The following is a 17,583-nucleotide window of genomic DNA, read 5'->3' as shown; positions in this document are numbered from 1 at the left end:
CCGGGATGCAGGCGGCGATTGATTCATAGCCGATCCTTCAGATCCCAATCTTGCAACTCGTCCTTGCTTATTCTTTCCCTGAGGGGATGGCTCATAAGCTGAGCGTATGACGAGTTCCCCCTTTCTAGCGTTCTTCCCGTGTAACGAACCGAGCACATGCTATTCGCTATTATTTGCCCAGATTAGCAATTTAACGAATATTCATTGCCCTTGATCATTTTCTCTTCAAGAGTCATGCCCATGCTATGCGGGCATGACTCCCTTTGTACCCTCCGTGCGAGGTCGGAGCGGAGCGCTCGCCTTTGATACTCGGTGGCTTCTTTGCCTTAAATTCATTCAGGCCACCGAGGAGCAACAGCGACCGAAAGCGCACATGATCTCGGAGCGGTCCGCCCTCTCACTCCCCTACATGATCCCGGAGCCGCACACCCCCTCGCAATCACCCTTTAACTGATCCGGCGGTAATCCCCTGAATGATGTATTTCTGCATCAGCAGGAAGAAGATGATAATTGGCATGATACCAAGCACCAGTGCAGGCAGGGCTAGATCCCATTGCTTCGTATATTGTCCGAAGAGCGCAAAGGTCGCAATCGGAATTGTACGCAAATTGGAGCTTTGCAGAATCAGGGATGGCAGCAGATAGTCATTCCAGATCCAGAGTGTATTCAGGATAATGACGGTAACATACATCGGCTTCATGAGCGGGAATACAATCCGGAAGAACACGCCGTAAGCGGAGCTTCCATCCACCCGCGCTGCCTCCTCAATTTCGAGCGGAACCGATTTGACGAATCCGTGGAACAGGAAGATGGACATCGGTGCGCCAAAACCGAGATAACAGATGATGAGTCCGAACAAACTGTCGATCAGTCCAAGATTACTGGTTACGGTAACGAGTGGAATCATGATAGACTGAAACGGAATCACCATGGCGGCAATGAACATGCCGAACAAAATCCGGTTGAAGCGCGTATCGCTGCGAACCATTCGGTAGGCGGCCATGGAGCTGATCAACACCAGCAGCAGGTTGCTGACTACGGTAACGATGAGCGAGTTCATCAGCGCTGACGGGAACTTGATTTTCTCCCAGGCGTTCGCATAGTTGCCCCATTGGAATGCTTCCGGCCAAGCGGCCGAATTGGTAAGCAGATCACCGAATGTTTTGACCGAATTGACAAACAGGAAGTAAAACGGTACCAGGAACAATAATCCAATGAGCACCATAATAATTTCGGTTACAATGGTACTGAAGCGGTAATTTTTCGATGTTTCCATCTATGCTTCCACCTCCTTACTCTTCGTCACACGTACCTGAATCATGGTAATGACAGCAACGATAACGAAGAACACAAGCGCTTTGGCTGTACCGATACCGTACCGATTGTTAACAAAAGCCTCATTGTAAATATTCAGTGCTACCGACTCTGTTGATCCAAACGGTCCACCTTTGGTTAGCGACAGATTGAGATCGAACATTTTGAAGGACCAGGAGATGGCAAGGAACAGACAGATCGTGACTCCCGGCATAATGAGCGGGAAAATAATGCTGCGCAATACCTGCCAGCGGCTGGCACCATCAATTTCGGCAGCTTCCAGCAGATCCGGTGATACGTTGGTCAAGGATGAGATGTAGATCACCATCAGATATCCTGCAGTCTGCCAGACAAATACAATGACGATACCCCAGAAGGCGGTCGGTTCGTCTCCCAACCATGGGAGGTTGAAGAAGGACCATCCGGTTACGTCGCCTACTGCTGAAAACCCTTTCACAAATATGAACTGCCAGATAAAGCCGAGCAACAATCCACCGATCACGTTAGGCATAAAAAAGATCGTGCGCAGAAAGTTTCTCGTCTTGAGCGGTTTGGTCAGGAAATACGCCAGGAAAAACCCGATCACATTGGTCAAGATCACACCTACCAAGGTGAAGCGTACCGTAAACCAAAACGCAGATAGAAACTTGGGATCATTCGAGAAAATTTGCTTGAAATTGTCGAAGCCTACCCAATGAATGTTCGCTGACACCCCGTTCCAGTCGGTAAAGGAATAAACCATGCCAAGCAGGAAAGGGACCACGATTATGAGAATAAAAAAGACGATGGAGGGACCCACGAACACAAGCTGCTGTAACAGCTGTGAAGATTTGCGATGCTTCATATCGTTCTCCCCTTCTATTGATGGATGAAATTGGTCTCTTGTTCTATTAAACCCCATTCTCATTCAGGGAAACACCGACCCTGGTGAACAGATGGGTGTAAAATATTGTCCTTTCTTAACCTGCAACCAGAAGGGGTGTCACGATGTCAAAATACTACAGTATTCGCACCAAGCTAATTGCTTTTATGCTCATTGCCACCACGATTCCGCTGCTGGCATCCATCAGCATGACGTTTATCCAGACCAAGACCGCCCTGCGGGAGCAGGCCGTCGCCGAGAACAAACGCCTGATCTTTCAGGCGTCCACCAATCTCAACAATTACGTGGATAACGTGGCAAGAGCGTCGCTGGCTGTGTACAATGATCCGAATTTTCTGCGGAATTTGGCGAAAATCCCCGGCGATTATCGTGCAGTTGCCGAGGTATACACCACCCTGCAGACGATACGCTCGGCTGTGCCCGATGTATTCCAGCTATATCTGCACTCCTTTGCTGCCAATCAATCGACATTGATTGCAAATCCTTTCCCGAAGCGGGAAGAACGCAAACAGGCCTACTCCGACACGCTTCATGGAAAATCGGACAATAAAAGTCCGGATATCTGGGTCGAATCCGCGCATCTTAGTCACTCCTACGGCTTCAAGGCAGCGTCAGCAGATGACCCTCCAAGAACCGTGATCACCCTCCACCGTGTGATCAAGGATGTGCCTTCGACAGAACGCTTGGGTGCGCTCGCCATCGATTTGAACATGGATACCATTGCCGAAATTTGCAGCAGACTGTATGATCCGGCAAAGGAACAGATCTATGTCATCGACAATCAGAACCAGATTATTTACGAAGGAAAGTCGGAAGTTAGTGGAACGGAAGCATTAAGACAGGAGGCGGCGACTGAACTCAATTTGGCACGTTCCGACGAAGGGACAGCACAGACCGCGTCAGGGCATTTTGAACAAGATCATTCGATGTATGTGTACCAGCAGTTAGGCAGTACATTTGCAAACTGGACCATTGTAAAACAGATTCCGAATGAAACGTTGTACGCAAGTGCCACCACATTAACGTGGAATAACGCCATGATCGCCCTTGCCGCGCTGTTATTGGTCATTGTGGCAACCCTGTTCATCTCGATCCGCATCACCGGACCCCTGAAGCAATTAATGCGTTATATGAATCAGATTCAGGCTGGACGCCTGCATGTGGATATCCGGTTAACGAGTCGGGATGAGATCGGTGTACTGTCTCGTCATTTCCGGGATATGATGGATACAGTGAACAATTTGATTTTGCGGGAATATCGCCTTGAAATTGCGAATAAAACGAATCAGCTTAAAGCGCTGCAAGCTCAGATTCATCCCCATTTTTTGTATAATACATTGCAATCCATCGGTACTTTGGCGCTTCAACAGCAAGGACAGCGGGTGTATGTGTTGCTCTCTTCCCTATCCAAAATGCTGCGCTACAGCATGCGTGACCAGACTCGGGTCACTTTGCACGAAGAAGCCGAGCATGCACGGCTCTATCTGGAACTTCAAAAAGAGCGGTTCGGTGACCGCCTGGAGGTCGAACTGGATTTTGCCGAAGATACCTTGCGCGCCGAAATGCCAAGAATGACCCTACAGCCTTTAATTGAGAATTACTTCAAGCATGGGGCCGATGTTCAGCCTGGCAAAGGCAGGATACGCATATCCAGTCACCGAACGCCTGACGATTGGATTCAGATTCATCTGGAAAATAACGGACCGTGCATCCCGGAAGAGAAGTTGTCCGAGATTCAGCGTAGCTTGCGTCTGGCATCCACATCCTCCGATTCCTCTCAGGAAATGGACGAGACCGAGTCGATCGGACTACGTAACGTGATGCGCAGACTCCAACTGAACTCACCTCCGGGATACAATGCGACGCTTACGATCGGCAATCTGGAACCGAATGGTGTGGAGATTATAGTCAAACTATACGCGGGAGAGTGAACAACATGAAAGCCTTGATTGTCGATGATGAAAAACACGTCCGCGATGCAATTAAGCTGCTTGGTCAATGGGACGCCGCAGGAATTGATACCTTGTATGAAGCGGCAGATGGTCACGAAGCGGTCGATGCCATCACGGCCCATCAACCGCAAATTGTACTCAGCGATATGCGAATGCCTGGCAAGGATGGTATGGCTCTGCTGGAATGGATATCTGTTCATGCCCCGCATAGCAAGGTACTGGTTATCAGCGGTTATGATGACTTTGAGCTGGTCAGACATGCGATTCGATATGGTGGTACGGACTACCTGCTCAAGCCAGTCGAAGCAGACGAACTGAATTCATCTTTGTTTAGAGCAGTCGATGCCTGGAAAGAAGCCGATGCCGTTCGGATGCAGTCCACAAGACAATCCATGGTGGTCAATCAGATGCGGCCGCATTATCATGACAGACTGCTCACTGAGCTTGTCGTTGGACGTGGAAGCAACAATACCCAATTCCAGCGGCTGCGGGATGAATTAAATCTGCCCAAGCAGATCGACAGTTGCAGTGTGGCTGTCACCAGCCTTTCCCATCTCGATGCTCAATGTTTGGCAAAATATCGCAGCCAGCCTGATCTGCTCGTATTCTCCGTGCTGAATATCTGTGCAGAGATGTTATCCCCACCTGCCGAAGGTGTCGTGTTCCGCCAGCTTGATCAACCGGATGAGGTCGTTCTCCTGTACTGGGGGCAGTGTTCATCCCTGCAAACCATTCTCGAAAAAGTGAATGATGGCCTGGAGCAGACCATCCAGCGCCGCCTTCATTTTGGAATATCCAGCTGTGAATTTCAGCCTACCGGAACCTCGGGAGCATATCAGGAAGCAAGCTTGCGGTTATGGCGACGCAATGCCTTGCAAACGAAGCTGTGTATTCACGATACATTGGAGTCCTCCATCGGAATCAAGGGGCTGCGGTTATCCGCCTTTGAAGAGTCCTTACGACTCGCATCTATGAGCGGGCGCGCTACCAGCGTGTCCAATGCGGTTGCAGAGTGGATGGAACCCATCACCCGGCTCGATGTAGTAACAGCGGAGCAGATACAGCAATGGGTGGATGAAATGGAATGGATGATTGGCCGTTGGCTCGACGATGCCGCAGGCGCCCCACCGAAGGACGAAGATGAAGCGATAGAGGAACAACCGATTCCATTCGCCGAGTTACCTTTGGATCGTGAAGGACTGTTATCACTCCCTTTGCTTCGCTCTCTGCTGGAACAGCGGCTGCTCGCAGCCGGAAAGGCCCTCACTGCACATCATCACGCCACACCGGACCCGATGAGTGAGATTGCACGTTATATGGATGCCCATTATCAGGAGGACCTGTCTCTGCAGCAGATTGCTGCTCGGTTCTACCTGAGTCGCGAATATATTTCACGTAAATTCAAGCAGCAGTTTGGGCTAAACTGGTCGGAGTATTTGGGCAAGCTGCGAATCAATAACGCCAAGCTGCTGTTACAGAACCCTTTCCTGCGAATTGCAAAGATCTCGGAGATGGTCGGCTATCAGGACGAGAAGTATTTCAGCAAAGTGTTCAAAAAAATGGAGGGTATCACACCGGGGGAGTACCGCAAAACGTTATCTGACGGAAATGCTTAATGAGTCTCCGGAAATGTGGAAATTTCACTAAATAAAACGTGTTCTATTCGTTGAATTGTAAAAGGGGCATCCCGCCATTGTTCATGGCTCTGGGATAGCTCCTTTTTCTTTTCTAAGGAATCAGCGATCCCGCAGTATGACGGAAGGAACAATACGAATGTAGATCAACTCACCCGCCAACTCCACAATCGTCTGGGTTACAATCACGGCGGCAGCAATTGTGGCCCACTCTGGGGGCAGTGCTAGTGCCAATGGCAGAACGACGAGCGAGTTTCGGGTTCCTGCACTGAAAATAACGGCCCTGCCTGCGCCTGTATCCAATCGGAATAGAGCCGCAACGATACGTGACAGGAAGGGCATAACGATCAGAAAAATAATATAGATGGGCAGAACATCCACAATTACAGCAAAATCATCGTAGACCTTCCCGATCTGCGATGCGACAACGACAATCAATGCCAGAGCCATCATGGGTACAGGCAGCCAAGCGGTCGCGTTCATCACCCGTTCTCCTCCGGCTTTGCCTTGGGTCACGACTTGCGTAAGAATAGCCAACAGCAACGGTATTACGATCAGGAATAGAAAAGCCTCCACGAAAGGCCCCACCTGCATCACCTGTGCTGCCTCCTTCCCAAGGAACAACCACAAATATACCGGTAATAAAACCATTTGTATAACAAACAGGATTGGCGTTGCTGCCAGCATCAATTTCTCATTGCCCCGGCCCAGCTGTGTAAAAACAATGACGTAATCAATGCAGGGAGTCAGCAGTACCAAATAAACGCCAATGAGCACGGCAGGAGGTTGTGGAAACGCCAGGGTTAACAACCACACTACCACAGGTACAACGATAAAATTAGCGACCAGCAAAGCTCCAACAAATCGCAGGTTGGACCAGGATTCTTTTAGCTGTAAAAAAGGGATCTGTGCAAACATGCTATATAACAAAATGGCAAGCACCGGTGAAACCGTATAGTGCAGCGCTGTTCCCCATTCAGAGGTACCCAGTCCAATCGCCGCTCCTACGAACAGGGCAGCGATATAAAACCACGTTTGTTGCTTCTCCATCGTTTCTCTTGTAAACAACCATCTTCCTCTCCCTCTGAGAAATTAGCATTATGTCATAACATCAAAGTAATAATCGTACGTTTATAGTGAGTTGTAGTGAGTTGTAGTATATGTTATTGTCATATTAGAAAGCAGTTCTGGGTAATATGAAAATATCCGCAATGCGCTAACATTGCGGATATCCAGACAAAAGACCGATGGGTGACCACGGCGCGAATTTCAAATGCATGAAAAACCACCGAATTAAGGGGCCAACCTATCGTCGGTGGTTTTTCTTGTTCTTACGTGTCTTCTTTACGCTGAATAAAGTTCTCACGCCAGCACAAATACTGACGATCTTTAATAAAGCGTCCAGAATCTTCACGATCAAATCAAGGGACACGGCTCCACCTCCTTTCGGAGCAGCTTCGCCGTGTCTTCCCACCGATTACATTTGTCCTAAATTTGAGTATAGCAGATCGTTGTGAACGAATATAGATAAACTTACCAGCTATATTAATAAGGACAGAAGTCCTTTGTATTAACATATTTCTGCTTCAACCAGCGTACATTGAGACGTAGCAAAGAGAATAAGAGAGCGGCAAACCGCAGGATAGCCAGACAACGATCCTGTGAATTTTTTGCGGCTTCTTATTTGAATGCAAAAGAACTGGGTATATTCATTGTAGACTGACCCGTGGTTCATTCATTTTTGTTAAACCAAGGAGGAAACACAATGTCACGTAACAATCCGTACAAGTGGTTAAACGCGATTGGGTTTATCGCTGTTATCGTCGTAAACTACCTTTCCAACGCACTGCCGATCGGAGGCAGAACCAACAAGGAAGTATCGGATATGTATCCTGTGCTGCTCACACCTGCGGGCTATGCTTTCTCCATATGGGGACTGATCTATCTGCTGCTGGCTGGCTTTGTCATTTATCAATTCGTTCCCTCTTCGTGGAAAAGGGATTCTATTACCCGCCTCGGTTACTGGTTCCTGGCAAGCTGTGTCTTTAATGTAGCGTGGATCTTTGCTTTTCAAAATCTCAACATCGGTCTCGCATTAGTCGTCATCGTTCTGCTTCTGCTGTCCCTGATCATGTTGTATGTAAAGACGCGTACAATCACCCTTCCCACTACTGCCGAAATCTGGCTCGTGAAGCTGCCGTTCAGCATATATCTTGGGTGGGTTAGCGTGGCAACAATTATCAATGCGGCTGTATTATTATATAAAATCGGCTGGGATGGCTTCGGACTCAGCGAACCCACCTGGACCATCATTATGTTAATTGTAGGCCTGGTGCTGGCTGTACTGGTGAGCTTTCCTTATCGGGATAGTGTGTACCCACTTGTCTTTACATGGGCATACATCGCCATCGCGCTCAAACAGAAAGACGTCACCTCCATATATTATACGGCAATTATCATTGCGATCGTACTGGCCATTTATGCGGTATGGCTGTTCTTCGCCCGTAATCAGGATCGGGATTAATCCCGATCTGTTCATATAAATTCAAAAACCCGATTTCGGTCATATGACCAGAAATCGGGTTTTTGAATCCGAGCATGGAAGCGAATTGAATTGAATTAGGCAAAATGCTGATCTTGCTGTGCAAATATCAGTCTCCCCTATTTGAGGGCAATGACCTCGATCTCCACAAGTGCATCCTTCGGCAGACGAGCAACTTCAACCGCGCTGCGTGCTGGGTAAGGCTGTTCGAAGAACGTGCTGTACACTTCATTCACCGGAACAAAATCATTCATGTCTTTCAGGAAAACAGTTGTTTTTACGACTTTGTCCATACTCGTGCCTGCTGCTTCGAGAATGGCCTTCACGTTGCTCAGGGACAAACGAGTCTGCTCCTGTACATCGGTTCCGAATTCTCCCGTTTGCGGGTTCAGGCCAAGCTGACCGGAAGTATAGATGAAATCGCCTGCTTCAACGGCCTGGCTGTATGGACCAATGGCGCCTGGCGCCTGATCGGTAGAAATTGGTTTTTTCATGGACGAGTTCTCCTTCATGTTCGCTGTCCTGCCGCCGAGAGGAGACAAGCCTCGAACTCATTTTTGAAGCTTATTATACCACGATCCAACCCCAGACACGAAAAGAAATGTCTATCCGTAGCGCTCATTCCTATAGGAGAAACCATGAACATCTCAGGACTCATCCAACCCAAGTACATGGATAACGTCATTAGAATACACATGTTTTCCCTTGGTTTGGACAAGTGCAATGTTCATCATGGCACGAGCTATGGTGGAGGCCTGGATTGCCCGGTATTTATCCACTCTGCCTTTCATCCAGCGATCCAGAAATGTCATAACATGAGCTGCCAACTGCTCACCCAACCGTTTTTCTTTGCGATCTCCGAGGATTAACGATGGACGGAAAATATGTAGTGAACGGAAACCGATAGCCGATAACGCCTCCTCCATCTCTCCCTTGGTCCGACTATAAAATACTCGTGACCCAGCATCGGCTCCCATGGAAGAAATGACGAGCATCTGGGATACACCGTGCTCTTTGGCAAGTTTGGCAGCTTTTACGGGATAGTGTAAATCCACTTGGCGGAAGTTTTCCTGACTGCCGGCTTTTTTAATCGTTGTGCCCAAGCAACAATATAAGTCATCAACATCGCGAAATAGATTTTTTTGGTCCTCAAGTCGTTCCCAGTCCACGACATGCTGCTCCAGCTTTGGATGTTCCCATTCGAGCGGGCGTCTGACCAATACACATATCCGGCCATAAGCCGGATTCTGAAGCAAGCTGCGTACGAGCAGCCCACCCACAAGCCCAGTGGCTCCAATCACAAGGGCTTGGCGTTCGTGATTTTCCAAGTGCATCCCTCCACATATCTCTATTTCAGAAGCACACGACGTCCAAGTGTAAACGTCAGGACCAGCATCGCTGCACCAACACCCACTTGGAAGCCATAGGCGGAAACCCAGGTCAACGCGTCCGGCAAGGTTTCCATTCTCTCATACAACCAGCCGCTAATCAGCGGTCCAAGAAACGAGGTTACTCCGGTTAGAGCCGAATAAACGGCAACAAACATTGGTCTTTCGCTTTTCGGTGTATCTCCGATTGTAAAGTTGAAGGCAAGCTGGTTGAACCCTCCAACACCAATGCCGAGAAAGATATGAGATAAAAAAAGCGCTATCAAAACAGGCATAAACGACATCAATCCCCAGGACAGACAGGAGAGTGCAATGATCGGTAATGTCCAAAATAATAAGGTTTTGTTGCTGAATCTCGCGTTCAGATTGCCCCAGATATAGAATCCGGCCATCATTACAAGCGTCTGGACCACAGTGATGATGGATACCGTTTGATAATTAATATTAAGCAGGTCAAGCATCACGTAGGAAAATAGCGGAACGATCAACGTCTGGATCAGTAACCAGGCCGCGAGGAACAGTGCAGCCTTCAGAAAGGAAGGATCCTGAAACGGCTTCTTGAACATGCGCCAGAAAACCTTTTCAGTTGAACGTTCAAATGGCACATCCGGATAAAAGAAATAAATTACCGTATTGGCGATAGCGCAAATCCACACAGGAATAAACAAGAGTAAGAAGCCCATTTCTCCGGGAAAACGGTCCAGAACGATGCCTCCCGCAAATAAGCATACGCTTCCAAGTGCATTCAGAATCGTGTTTCGAATTCCGAAATAGCGCCCTCTTACCTTGGCAGGAACGATGTCGCCAATCAACGAGGTCCAGATCATACCGCCAATCGTATTGGCTATGAATGCAACCGTATACACACCAATATAAATGCCTACCCACCATTCCTTGGGAAACAGGAAGGGGATCAGTCCCGTCGAACTCCACAGGATGCGATGTATCCCCACAAACAATATAAGCATACGTTTGCGGCTCCGAATACGCTGCATCCAGTAAGCCGCTCCAATCTGGGCGATATTAACAAAAGTCGTGATGGCGAGCACAAAGCCAATATGTCTTGACCCGGCCCCAAGGTACAGCAGAAATCCGGTTAAAAATGGGCCTCCCAGCAACGTCTGCAAAATAATTGCCGGTACACCCTCCCATGTTGCAATAGATAAATTTGTGCGTTGTGTCGAACCCTTGCGCCGTGGTTTGCCTGCAAACGGAGGAGGGTTAACGTTGACCGTCTTCTGTATGGGGATACACTCCTTAGACCGGGTTTCAAGTGCCGGTCGATGCTAGTTGTCACCCCAAATTCTACTCACAGCGCGAGTGTTGTCAACTCATTTTTTCACGGTTCAACGGGAGATAGAGATAGAAGGTACTACCCTTGCCCTCAGCGCTTTCCAGCTCGATCGATCCGTCCAGCAATCTGGCCAAATCTCGACTGATGGACAGGCCGAGTCCTGTTCCCCCAAATTTGCGGCTAATGGACCCGTCAGCCTGTTGGAATGCCTCAAAAATGGATTGATGTTTATCTTCAGCAATTCCAATTCCCGTATCTTGCACCGAGAAAACAATCCAATGACTCAGAATGCCTGACTTCTTGATTTGCTTGGTGCTTACGGTCAGTGTGACCTTCCCCTGATGTGTAAACTTGATGGCATTGGACAACAGATTACGCAAAATCTGCTGGACCCGTTGGGGATCAGACCAGATGGTCTCGGGCAGCCCTGGCTTCTTGTCCAGTCGCAGCTCTACTCCTTTTTTCTCGGCAACCAACTGGAAGTGATTCATGACATCTTCCGTGAGTTGTGCAACACTGATATCCTCCAAAACGATATCCAGTCTGCCCGCTTCCACTTTGGACAGATCGAGAATGTCATTGATTAACGTGAGTAATTCCTGACCAGAATCTTCAATCATTGCGGCAAAACGTGCGATATCCTCTTGCTCCATCGTATCACCGTTCTCGCTGATCATCTGGGCGAAGTTAATGACACTGTTCAGCGGTGTTCGCAGTTCATGCGACATATTTGCCAAAAATTCCGATTTGTACTGCGAAGCAATCATCAACTGCTTGGCACGGTCTTCCAGTACAATCTGGGCCTTTTGCAGTTCTTCTTTCTGTACAGACAATAATCGGTTCGTGCTCTGAATGAGCAAAATCCGGTTCTGCTCATTCTGGAAATCGCGCAATATAAAAGCAAAAATAAGACTAAGCAAAATACCAACAGGAAGGGTATACGGCATAATATGAGAGAAAAAATATGCAGCCGGGATAACGCCGACGATAGCAATGTTCACACTATTGACCACATTTACAATCAATATGACGATGACACCTTTAACGATCAGCCTGTAGTCACTTCGTCTCATCCATATATTCAGCCCTGCACACACCACGCCCAGAATCGACATATTAATAAGTGCAGCCACCGTAGCATCATTGATACCAAAGGTTAACCGGGTCAGCCCAATCCCAACCCCTACGATAATAACGCTATAGGGTTGTCTATACGTCAAAACGGCAACAATTAAAGGAACGAAACGAAGGTCGAAGACCACTTCTTCATTAAGCTGAAATCCAAATACCGTGCTGATCCAGCCTGCAAAAATAAGCACAAACAGCGAACTGATCTGTTTCACCCGTGATGAAGCACGTATTACGATGTATTTATAGAACACACTAGCAAGGTAAGCAATGGTAATAAGCATCCCCATATTTAATACGAACATTTTTGAAAATTGCATTCACTCACTCCTGTTGTTGTGTATTCATCGACAGAAAACCTGTAGTCCGTATGTATATCTATCATATCATGCCCGTTTAACCTTCGACATTCCTTCATCGTCAAAAAAATGCACAAAAATACACAAATCAGGATTCAATTTGTGCGCTGAACGTAGTAGAATATATTGTTGTTCGATTTTATTTGCTGTGATCCTGTTCCTTGCGAACATGGATGAAAGGAGAAACGGTGTTGTGCACGTGTTAAAAAGTAAATCCTACTGGCTGTCGTTAAGCTTGATGCTTTCCTTGGCTGTCATGGGGATGTTCTATGATATTCTGAATAGTCCGGAACGCGGGTTCTCTGTGCTTGATTCCCCGTTGGACCGGATCATCCCTTATGTACCTTCCATGTCTATACCCTATCTGGGTTGGTATCCGTTTGTCTTTGGTGTGTTGGCTTATTTATGCGCCAAGGATCGGCTCACTTATTATCGCGTCCTGTTATCCATGAATATCTGTGTCTGGATCTGTTACCTGATCTATTTTAATTTCCAGACCATGGTGCCGCGTCCCGAGTTAACAGGTGCAGGTCTCGGTGCATCTGTTCTTGGATGGCTCTACAGCCAGGATCGTCCATATAATTGTTTTCCCAGCATTCATGCTCTTCATTCTTATCTGGTTATGCGTGCTGTTCTATCCGTTCAAAGCATCCGCAAACAGGTTAAAGCGTTTGTTGTTGCCGGGGCAGCTCTGATTATATTGTCCACCTTAATGATCAAACAACATGTAATATATGATGCCTTGGGTGCGGTCGTTCTGGGCGAATGCATTTTCACAATTATTACCGGGCTTTCACTGCACCGTCGTCGCAGAAAAGAATCGAAGTGGACAGAGGGGATCAGCTGACCCCTCGCTCCGACGATTTCTGGAGATGCTGCTGCCGCCTCCACTCATCAATAAACAAACTTGTAAAATAGGGATCCCACTGGGTCCCTTTTCCTTCTTCCAAAATAGATAGCGCTTTCTCATGGCTCATTCCATTCCGGTATGGACGATCAGACGTCATGGCGTCAAAAGCATCAGCCACAGCAATAATACGGCCAAACAGCGGAATCTCTTGACCTGCAATACCATCAGGATACCCTTTGCCATCATATCTTTCATGATGAGACCTTACACCCGGCAGAAAGTCTGCCATGGCATCAATCGGTTCAATCTGTAACAAAATACTCTCTCCAAGAACGGGATGTGTGCGAATGATGGCGAATTCCTCATCGGTGAGTTTCCCATCTTTCAATAACACTTCATCGGGTATTCCGATTTTCCCAATATCATGCAGCAGCGCTGATTTGTACAACAGATCTGCTTGTTCTTCATTCATGCCGCTCAGCTTGCCGATCATAATGGAATACTCTGCCACCCGCATGGAATGACCAGCCGTATATTTATCCCTTGCGTCCAACGCAGCCGCCAAGGTAGAAAAATAACTTTGCAACAACTGCCGATTGCGTTCCTGTCTCATCTCAAGCCGATTAATCATCATATTGAATCCGGAGATGAGCGTAGAAAATTCATCCGCGTACAGATCAGGGGTTCTCCTGCCGAGGTCTCCCTCCTGAATCCGATTCATCTCCTCTGTTAGCTCCGCAACCGGACCGCGAACATCCCGAATCAGCAGCCAGCTACCTACAAGGGCAAAGCCCCCGCCCAGCACTACGATAAGAACTGCCCACAGAATATACTCTTTCGCAAACTCGCTATCCATATACTGAAGACGGATCGATGTAGCCAGTAAGAACAGAAATAATGGAAATAAACCGATCAACGCTGTACTCAGCTGAAATTTACGCTGAATGGACACCAGAACGCGTCCTCCGAGAGATGGCTCCATCCCATGCTGCTCTTTGCCTCTGCGGCGAACTTCCAGCAGCAGCGGTCTCACCGTCCGAACGGTCAGAAAATATTCAATCAGGGCATGCATCACGGCGATTAAAAAGGCACATGCAGCTGCAACTGCGACATATCCGTATGGAAACTCCAGCCCCCCTGTGGAGATCATCCATAACGTCAATCCGGCAGCCGGGAGTGAAAATCCAAGCATATGCGGACCCAAAATACGATAGATGGTTTGTCCCGGAAAACGATGAATGCTCTCATACATCTTTGTCAATTCAGCCTTTTCATGATGCTCGGCGGCAAAGAATTGCCGGATAGGGCCAAGTTGTGCCCATAGTGTAATTAGTTCAGCAACAAGCATAAACAACAATGAAATCAACACAATGATCATGAGGCGTACAAATTGAATATTCGGTATTTGTAAGGTAGACACCATAACCACTGTACCTACTACAAAAACAGCCCCCATTGAACCGATAAGGTAATTTCGCATCAGACGAAAGATAAATGAACGGTATACTTTCACCCCAACCCCTCACTCTCTAGGTGTAACCCGTTCTCCCCATTGATGATGTCAGAGGGAGATTTAAGGGTACAGTCTCCTATTTGTTATCGGTTACTCGGACAGAAAAAATTAATTCATTTCGCGAATGGAAAACCTCCGTATTGAATGAAATATAAAACGTTTAGGTACTTTATATATACTCATGCAACCACATAAAAAAGACTGCTCCCCGTAGGGAACAGCCTGAAATAGCAAAACATTTTTTATCCTTTAATTTTGGCAGCCAGAATCATTGTACCACGCGGCTCATCACCCATCGCATCCGGTTCAAGCGTAATCGCGACCGTGTCGTAGTCGTTGGCTGAGTCTAGAGTATAATATACCGCTCCCGTTCCATTATGGCTAAGGAAGGTCCCTGCATTCTGAGGAGTGTCGCCCTTGATCAGCCAAACCTGAAACGCCTCGTTCCCTTCCAGAGTAGGCAAGTTCTCTGCCTGGACGACCAGGTGGGTACCTTTGCTGTCAATGACGATGGTAGCCAGGCCTTGGGCCACAATGTCCTGTGTCGCCGGGCTAAGCTTGACGGCTTCGCCTGTCTGCATTCCTTGCGCAGGCTGCAGAGATGAAGCAAGCTGCTCTTGCAGCTGCGCATTCTGTGCCTGTGCCTGTGCAAGCTGCTCCTGCACGGCCGATGAGCCTGAAGCTTGCTGCTTCAGCGAATCGATCTGGCCTTGCAGCTGCCCGGCGTAGATGCCAAGCACGAGCGCCGCTGCCGCAAGGGCTGCGCTCGCTATGCGCCAGGCGCGGCTGCTGCGCGCACGCGCGCGCCCTTGAGGCTGCCACGGCTGTGCCTGTGCAGCCTCTTCCACCCGGGCTGCAGGCACCGCCGTCTCCGGCGGCAAGCCTTGCCCGGGCTGCGCCGCTTCATGCTGCGGCGCAAGATCCACCTGAAGCACCACGGGTGCTTCAGGCTCCGCAGGAGCAGCCGCCGGCTTCGTTCCGGCGCTCACCTGCGCGTGTCCGAGCACGTTGCCAAGCACACGTGCTCGCATGCCAGGCGGCGGGGCAACAGGTTCCGCCGCGAGTGGCAGGAAGCCAGTTACTTCCTGCAATTCCCTCACCTCCTGGCGACAAGACTCGCATTGGGCCAAATGCGCTTCAAATGCTGCCACTTCCTCCGCTTCGAGTCCTCCCAGCACATACATCGGTGCCAGATCAGACCATTCCTCATGTCTTTCTATCATGGATGTATGCCCTCCCTTCCCGCGTCCGAATGCATTTCAGCATCGGCGAGCAGCTTCTGAAGCTGTCGCATCGCAAGCCTGACACGGCTCTTTACTGTACCCAGCGGAATCCCGAATCTGCTGGACACTTCCTGTTGTGTTAAGCCCGCATAATAAATCGATTCAATGACCTGTTGCTGGTCACCATTCAACTGGGACAAGGCCTCCTTGATTCGGACACCTTCCCATTTACGCTCTATTTCTTCTTCTGTATTTGTATGTTCATCGGCAAATGCCGCCAGTGTTTCGTTCTCCACCGAGGTCGTAGCTGCGCTTTTGGATTTTCGCCTCAGCATGTCCACTGCAATGTTGCGCGTAATAGCAAACATCCACGTGGTCAGCTTCCCCTGTGAGGCCTCATATCGTTCAGCATTGTTCCAGACGCGCAGGAATAATTCCTGGACGGTCTCTTCTGCGGTCATTGGATCACCAACGATCCGATAGGCAAAAGAATACACCGCCCGCTCATAGCGGTCATATAAAAGCTCCAGTGCGGAAGCATCTCGTTCCGCAATCTGCCGCATTAACCTGCTGTCCTCTATAGATTCAGTCATGCGAGGGCCCCTTTCCGTGTCATCCCTCCTATTATAACCTACGTAGAATCATTTGAAGAGGATTACCTTATTGAAGAAAAAATCTGAAATGTTTTCGCATTTGTTTTCAAAAAAAGCTTCAACCTTCCTTTTTATTGCAAAAAATTACAGCCTGTGGTATACTATTAGAGTTGGTAATTAAACAACCTCATATGATTTTCTGTCTTCTTTAAACCCCGGAATATTTTCTTCATGCTGCGACCGCAGCGAACATGCACATTAACCTATGAAGATTGAAGAACCTGAATCACAATAACCCGGTATTACAGAGTTTCACAAGATGTTCCCATTCACACTGGCGCGGTCATCGGAGCCGCAAGGACAAAAGAGAGGTAGGGCTTTTGTTGTTTTGGATGTCACTTATTCTTGAGAAGATTGAAAACATACACAAAGCACCCGGAATTGGGTTCCGGGTGTTTTTCCATGTCCATTTTTGATAAAAATGGCCTGAACAGGCAAAAGGCGCCGATACAATCTCGGCGCCTTTCCTCGGAGTTGTATGGATCAACTCCCTGATTATGTTGCTGTTGCACGATTTAGATAAACATCGTTTTGGAGATAATGACCAGCAGGATGAACAGTACGAGAATGGTACCCATGGATCCCCAGCTTCCCCCGGCATGCCCATAAGAGGTTCCACAACCTTGATGACACCCATGCAGCATTGGAGCATGATTAGCATTATGAGCGTATCCGTAGCCATATCCCATTGGCATTGTTCCGTAACCATACCCGTATCCATGCATTTCATGCCCCATGTAACCTTGCATGTGCTCATAGCCTCCCATGTACCCGTATACGTGTCCCTGTCCGTTCGGTGAATTCGGTTTTACTTCGCTCATTGTTCATTCCTCCTTAACATTTGCCTACA

15 protein-coding genes are annotated in these 17,583 nt (G+C 48.3%); 4 read left to right on the top strand and 11 right to left on the bottom strand.

Going from position 1 to position 17,583, the window contains the following annotated elements; translation table 11 throughout:
• Positions 1-439: 439 nt before the first annotated feature.
• Positions 440-1,276, bottom strand: a complete 837-nt coding sequence (locus P5G61_RS15815) for a carbohydrate ABC transporter permease (RefSeq protein WP_192262853.1) — start codon at positions 1,274-1,276, stop codon at positions 440-442.
• A complete protein-coding gene (locus tag P5G61_RS15810) occupies positions 1,277-2,158 on the bottom strand; it encodes a carbohydrate ABC transporter permease (protein WP_301247412.1) in 882 nt (293 codons plus the stop codon).
• A gap of 143 nt (positions 2,159-2,301) precedes the next feature.
• Here P5G61_RS15810 and P5G61_RS15805 point away from each other — a divergent pair, with 143 nt between their 5' ends.
• The gene (locus tag P5G61_RS15805) at positions 2,302-4,128 is read left to right on the top strand and encodes a cache domain-containing sensor histidine kinase (RefSeq protein WP_301247411.1); all 1,827 of its coding nucleotides are present in this window, start codon (positions 2,302-2,304) and stop codon (positions 4,126-4,128) included.
• A 5-nt stretch (positions 4,129-4,133) separates the two neighbouring features.
• Positions 4,134-5,765 carry a response regulator gene (locus tag P5G61_RS15800; protein WP_301247410.1) on the top strand — a complete coding sequence of 544 codons (1,632 nt, stop codon included), beginning with the start codon at positions 4,134-4,136 and terminating at the stop codon, positions 5,763-5,765.
• Positions 5,766-5,885: 120 nt separating this feature from the next.
• Here P5G61_RS15800 and P5G61_RS15795 read toward each other — a convergent pair whose 3' ends face one another.
• Positions 5,886-6,833: an arsenic resistance protein gene (locus P5G61_RS15795; RefSeq protein WP_301247409.1), complete on the bottom strand. Its 948-nt coding sequence runs from the start codon at positions 6,831-6,833 to the stop codon at positions 5,886-5,888.
• A gap of 715 nt (positions 6,834-7,548) precedes the next feature.
• On the opposite strand from P5G61_RS15795, the gene P5G61_RS15790 reads away from it, so the two are divergent.
• Complete coding sequence (locus P5G61_RS15790) at positions 7,549-8,307, top strand: tryptophan-rich sensory protein (protein WP_301247408.1); 759 nt, start codon at positions 7,549-7,551, stop codon at positions 8,305-8,307.
• 137 nt (positions 8,308-8,444) lie between these two features.
• On the opposite strand, the gene P5G61_RS15785 is transcribed toward P5G61_RS15790, so the two are convergent.
• The 4 genes from P5G61_RS15785 to P5G61_RS15770 all read right to left on the bottom strand — a co-directional run bounded on the left by P5G61_RS15785 (position 8,445) and on the right by P5G61_RS15770 (position 12,455).
• Positions 8,445-8,819, bottom strand: coding sequence for a RidA family protein (locus tag P5G61_RS15785; RefSeq protein ID WP_301247407.1), 375 nt, complete (start codon positions 8,817-8,819; stop codon positions 8,445-8,447).
• Between the two features lie 153 nt (positions 8,820-8,972).
• Positions 8,973-9,653: an oxidoreductase gene (locus P5G61_RS15780; protein ID WP_301247406.1), complete on the bottom strand. Its 681-nt coding sequence runs from the start codon at positions 9,651-9,653 to the stop codon at positions 8,973-8,975.
• Positions 9,654-9,673: 20 nt separating this feature from the next.
• The gene (locus P5G61_RS15775; RefSeq protein ID WP_301247545.1) at positions 9,674-10,831 is read right to left on the bottom strand and encodes an MFS transporter; all 1,158 of its coding nucleotides are present in this window, start codon (positions 10,829-10,831) and stop codon (positions 9,674-9,676) included.
• Between the two features lie 208 nt (positions 10,832-11,039).
• On the bottom strand, positions 11,040-12,455 hold the full coding sequence (locus P5G61_RS15770; protein ID WP_301247405.1) for a sensor histidine kinase: 1,416 nt from the start codon (positions 12,453-12,455) through the stop codon (positions 11,040-11,042).
• Between the two features lie 232 nt (positions 12,456-12,687).
• On the opposite strand from P5G61_RS15770, the gene P5G61_RS15765 reads away from it, so the two are divergent.
• Entirely contained in the window at positions 12,688-13,341 is a 654-nt protein-coding gene (locus tag P5G61_RS15765; RefSeq protein WP_301247404.1) for a phosphatase PAP2 family protein, read from the top strand.
• On the opposite strand, the gene P5G61_RS15760 is transcribed toward P5G61_RS15765, so the two are convergent.
• The 4 genes from P5G61_RS15760 to P5G61_RS32060 all read right to left on the bottom strand — a co-directional run bounded on the left by P5G61_RS15760 (position 13,334) and on the right by P5G61_RS32060 (position 17,554).
• Positions 13,334-14,824, bottom strand: coding sequence for an HD domain-containing phosphohydrolase (locus P5G61_RS15760; protein WP_435874184.1), 1,491 nt, complete (start codon positions 14,822-14,824; stop codon positions 13,334-13,336). The genes P5G61_RS15765 and P5G61_RS15760 overlap by 8 nt on opposite strands.
• 275 nt (positions 14,825-15,099) lie before the next feature.
• Entirely contained in the window at positions 15,100-16,080 is a 981-nt protein-coding gene (locus P5G61_RS15755; protein ID WP_301247402.1) for an anti-sigma factor domain-containing protein, read from the bottom strand.
• Complete coding sequence (locus P5G61_RS15750) at positions 16,077-16,673, bottom strand: RNA polymerase sigma factor (RefSeq protein WP_301247401.1); 597 nt, start codon at positions 16,671-16,673, stop codon at positions 16,077-16,079. The genes P5G61_RS15755 and P5G61_RS15750 overlap by 4 nt, the downstream gene beginning before the upstream one ends.
• A 575-nt stretch (positions 16,674-17,248) precedes the next feature.
• A complete protein-coding gene (locus tag P5G61_RS32060) occupies positions 17,249-17,554 on the bottom strand; it encodes a hypothetical protein (RefSeq protein ID WP_435874183.1) in 306 nt (101 codons plus the stop codon).
• Positions 17,555-17,583 lie beyond the last annotated feature (29 nt).

Origin of the sequence: Paenibacillus vandeheii, from assembly GCF_030433635.1 — a bacterium.
In the GTDB taxonomy this organism is placed as follows: Bacteria; Bacillota; Bacilli; order Paenibacillales; family Paenibacillaceae; genus Paenibacillus; species Paenibacillus vandeheii.
Note: the sequence above shows the minus strand (reverse complement) of the source record. Positions and strands in the feature narration are given on the sequence as shown.

Coding starts and splice junctions, on each gene's coding strand:
- P5G61_RS15815 (WP_192262853.1), bottom strand. CDS start 1,276: ATGGAAACATCGAAAAATTACCGCTTCAGTACCATTGTAACCGAAATT.
- P5G61_RS15810 (WP_301247412.1), bottom strand. CDS start 2,158: ATGAAGCATCGCAAATCTTCACAGCTGTTACAGCAGCTTGTGTTCGTG.
- P5G61_RS15805 (WP_301247411.1), top strand. CDS start 2,302: ATGTCAAAATACTACAGTATTCGCACCAAGCTAATTGCTTTTATGCTC.
- P5G61_RS15800 (WP_301247410.1), top strand. CDS start 4,134: ATGAAAGCCTTGATTGTCGATGATGAAAAACACGTCCGCGATGCAATT.
- P5G61_RS15795 (WP_301247409.1), bottom strand. CDS start 6,833: ATGGAGAAGCAACAAACGTGGTTTTATATCGCTGCCCTGTTCGTAGGA.
- P5G61_RS15790 (WP_301247408.1), top strand. CDS start 7,549: ATGTCACGTAACAATCCGTACAAGTGGTTAAACGCGATTGGGTTTATC.
- P5G61_RS15785 (WP_301247407.1), bottom strand. CDS start 8,819: ATGAAAAAACCAATTTCTACCGATCAGGCGCCAGGCGCCATTGGTCCA.
- P5G61_RS15770 (WP_301247405.1), bottom strand. CDS start 12,455: ATGCAATTTTCAAAAATGTTCGTATTAAATATGGGGATGCTTATTACC.
- P5G61_RS15760 (WP_435874184.1), bottom strand. CDS start 14,824: ATGCGAAATTACCTTATCGGTTCAATGGGGGCTGTTTTTGTAGTAGGT.
- P5G61_RS15755 (WP_301247402.1), bottom strand. CDS start 16,080: ATGATAGAAAGACATGAGGAATGGTCTGATCTGGCACCGATGTATGTG.
- P5G61_RS15750 (WP_301247401.1), bottom strand. CDS start 16,673: ATGACTGAATCTATAGAGGACAGCAGGTTAATGCGGCAGATTGCGGAA.
- P5G61_RS32060 (WP_435874183.1), bottom strand. CDS start 17,554: ATGAGCGAAGTAAAACCGAATTCACCGAACGGACAGGGACACGTATAC.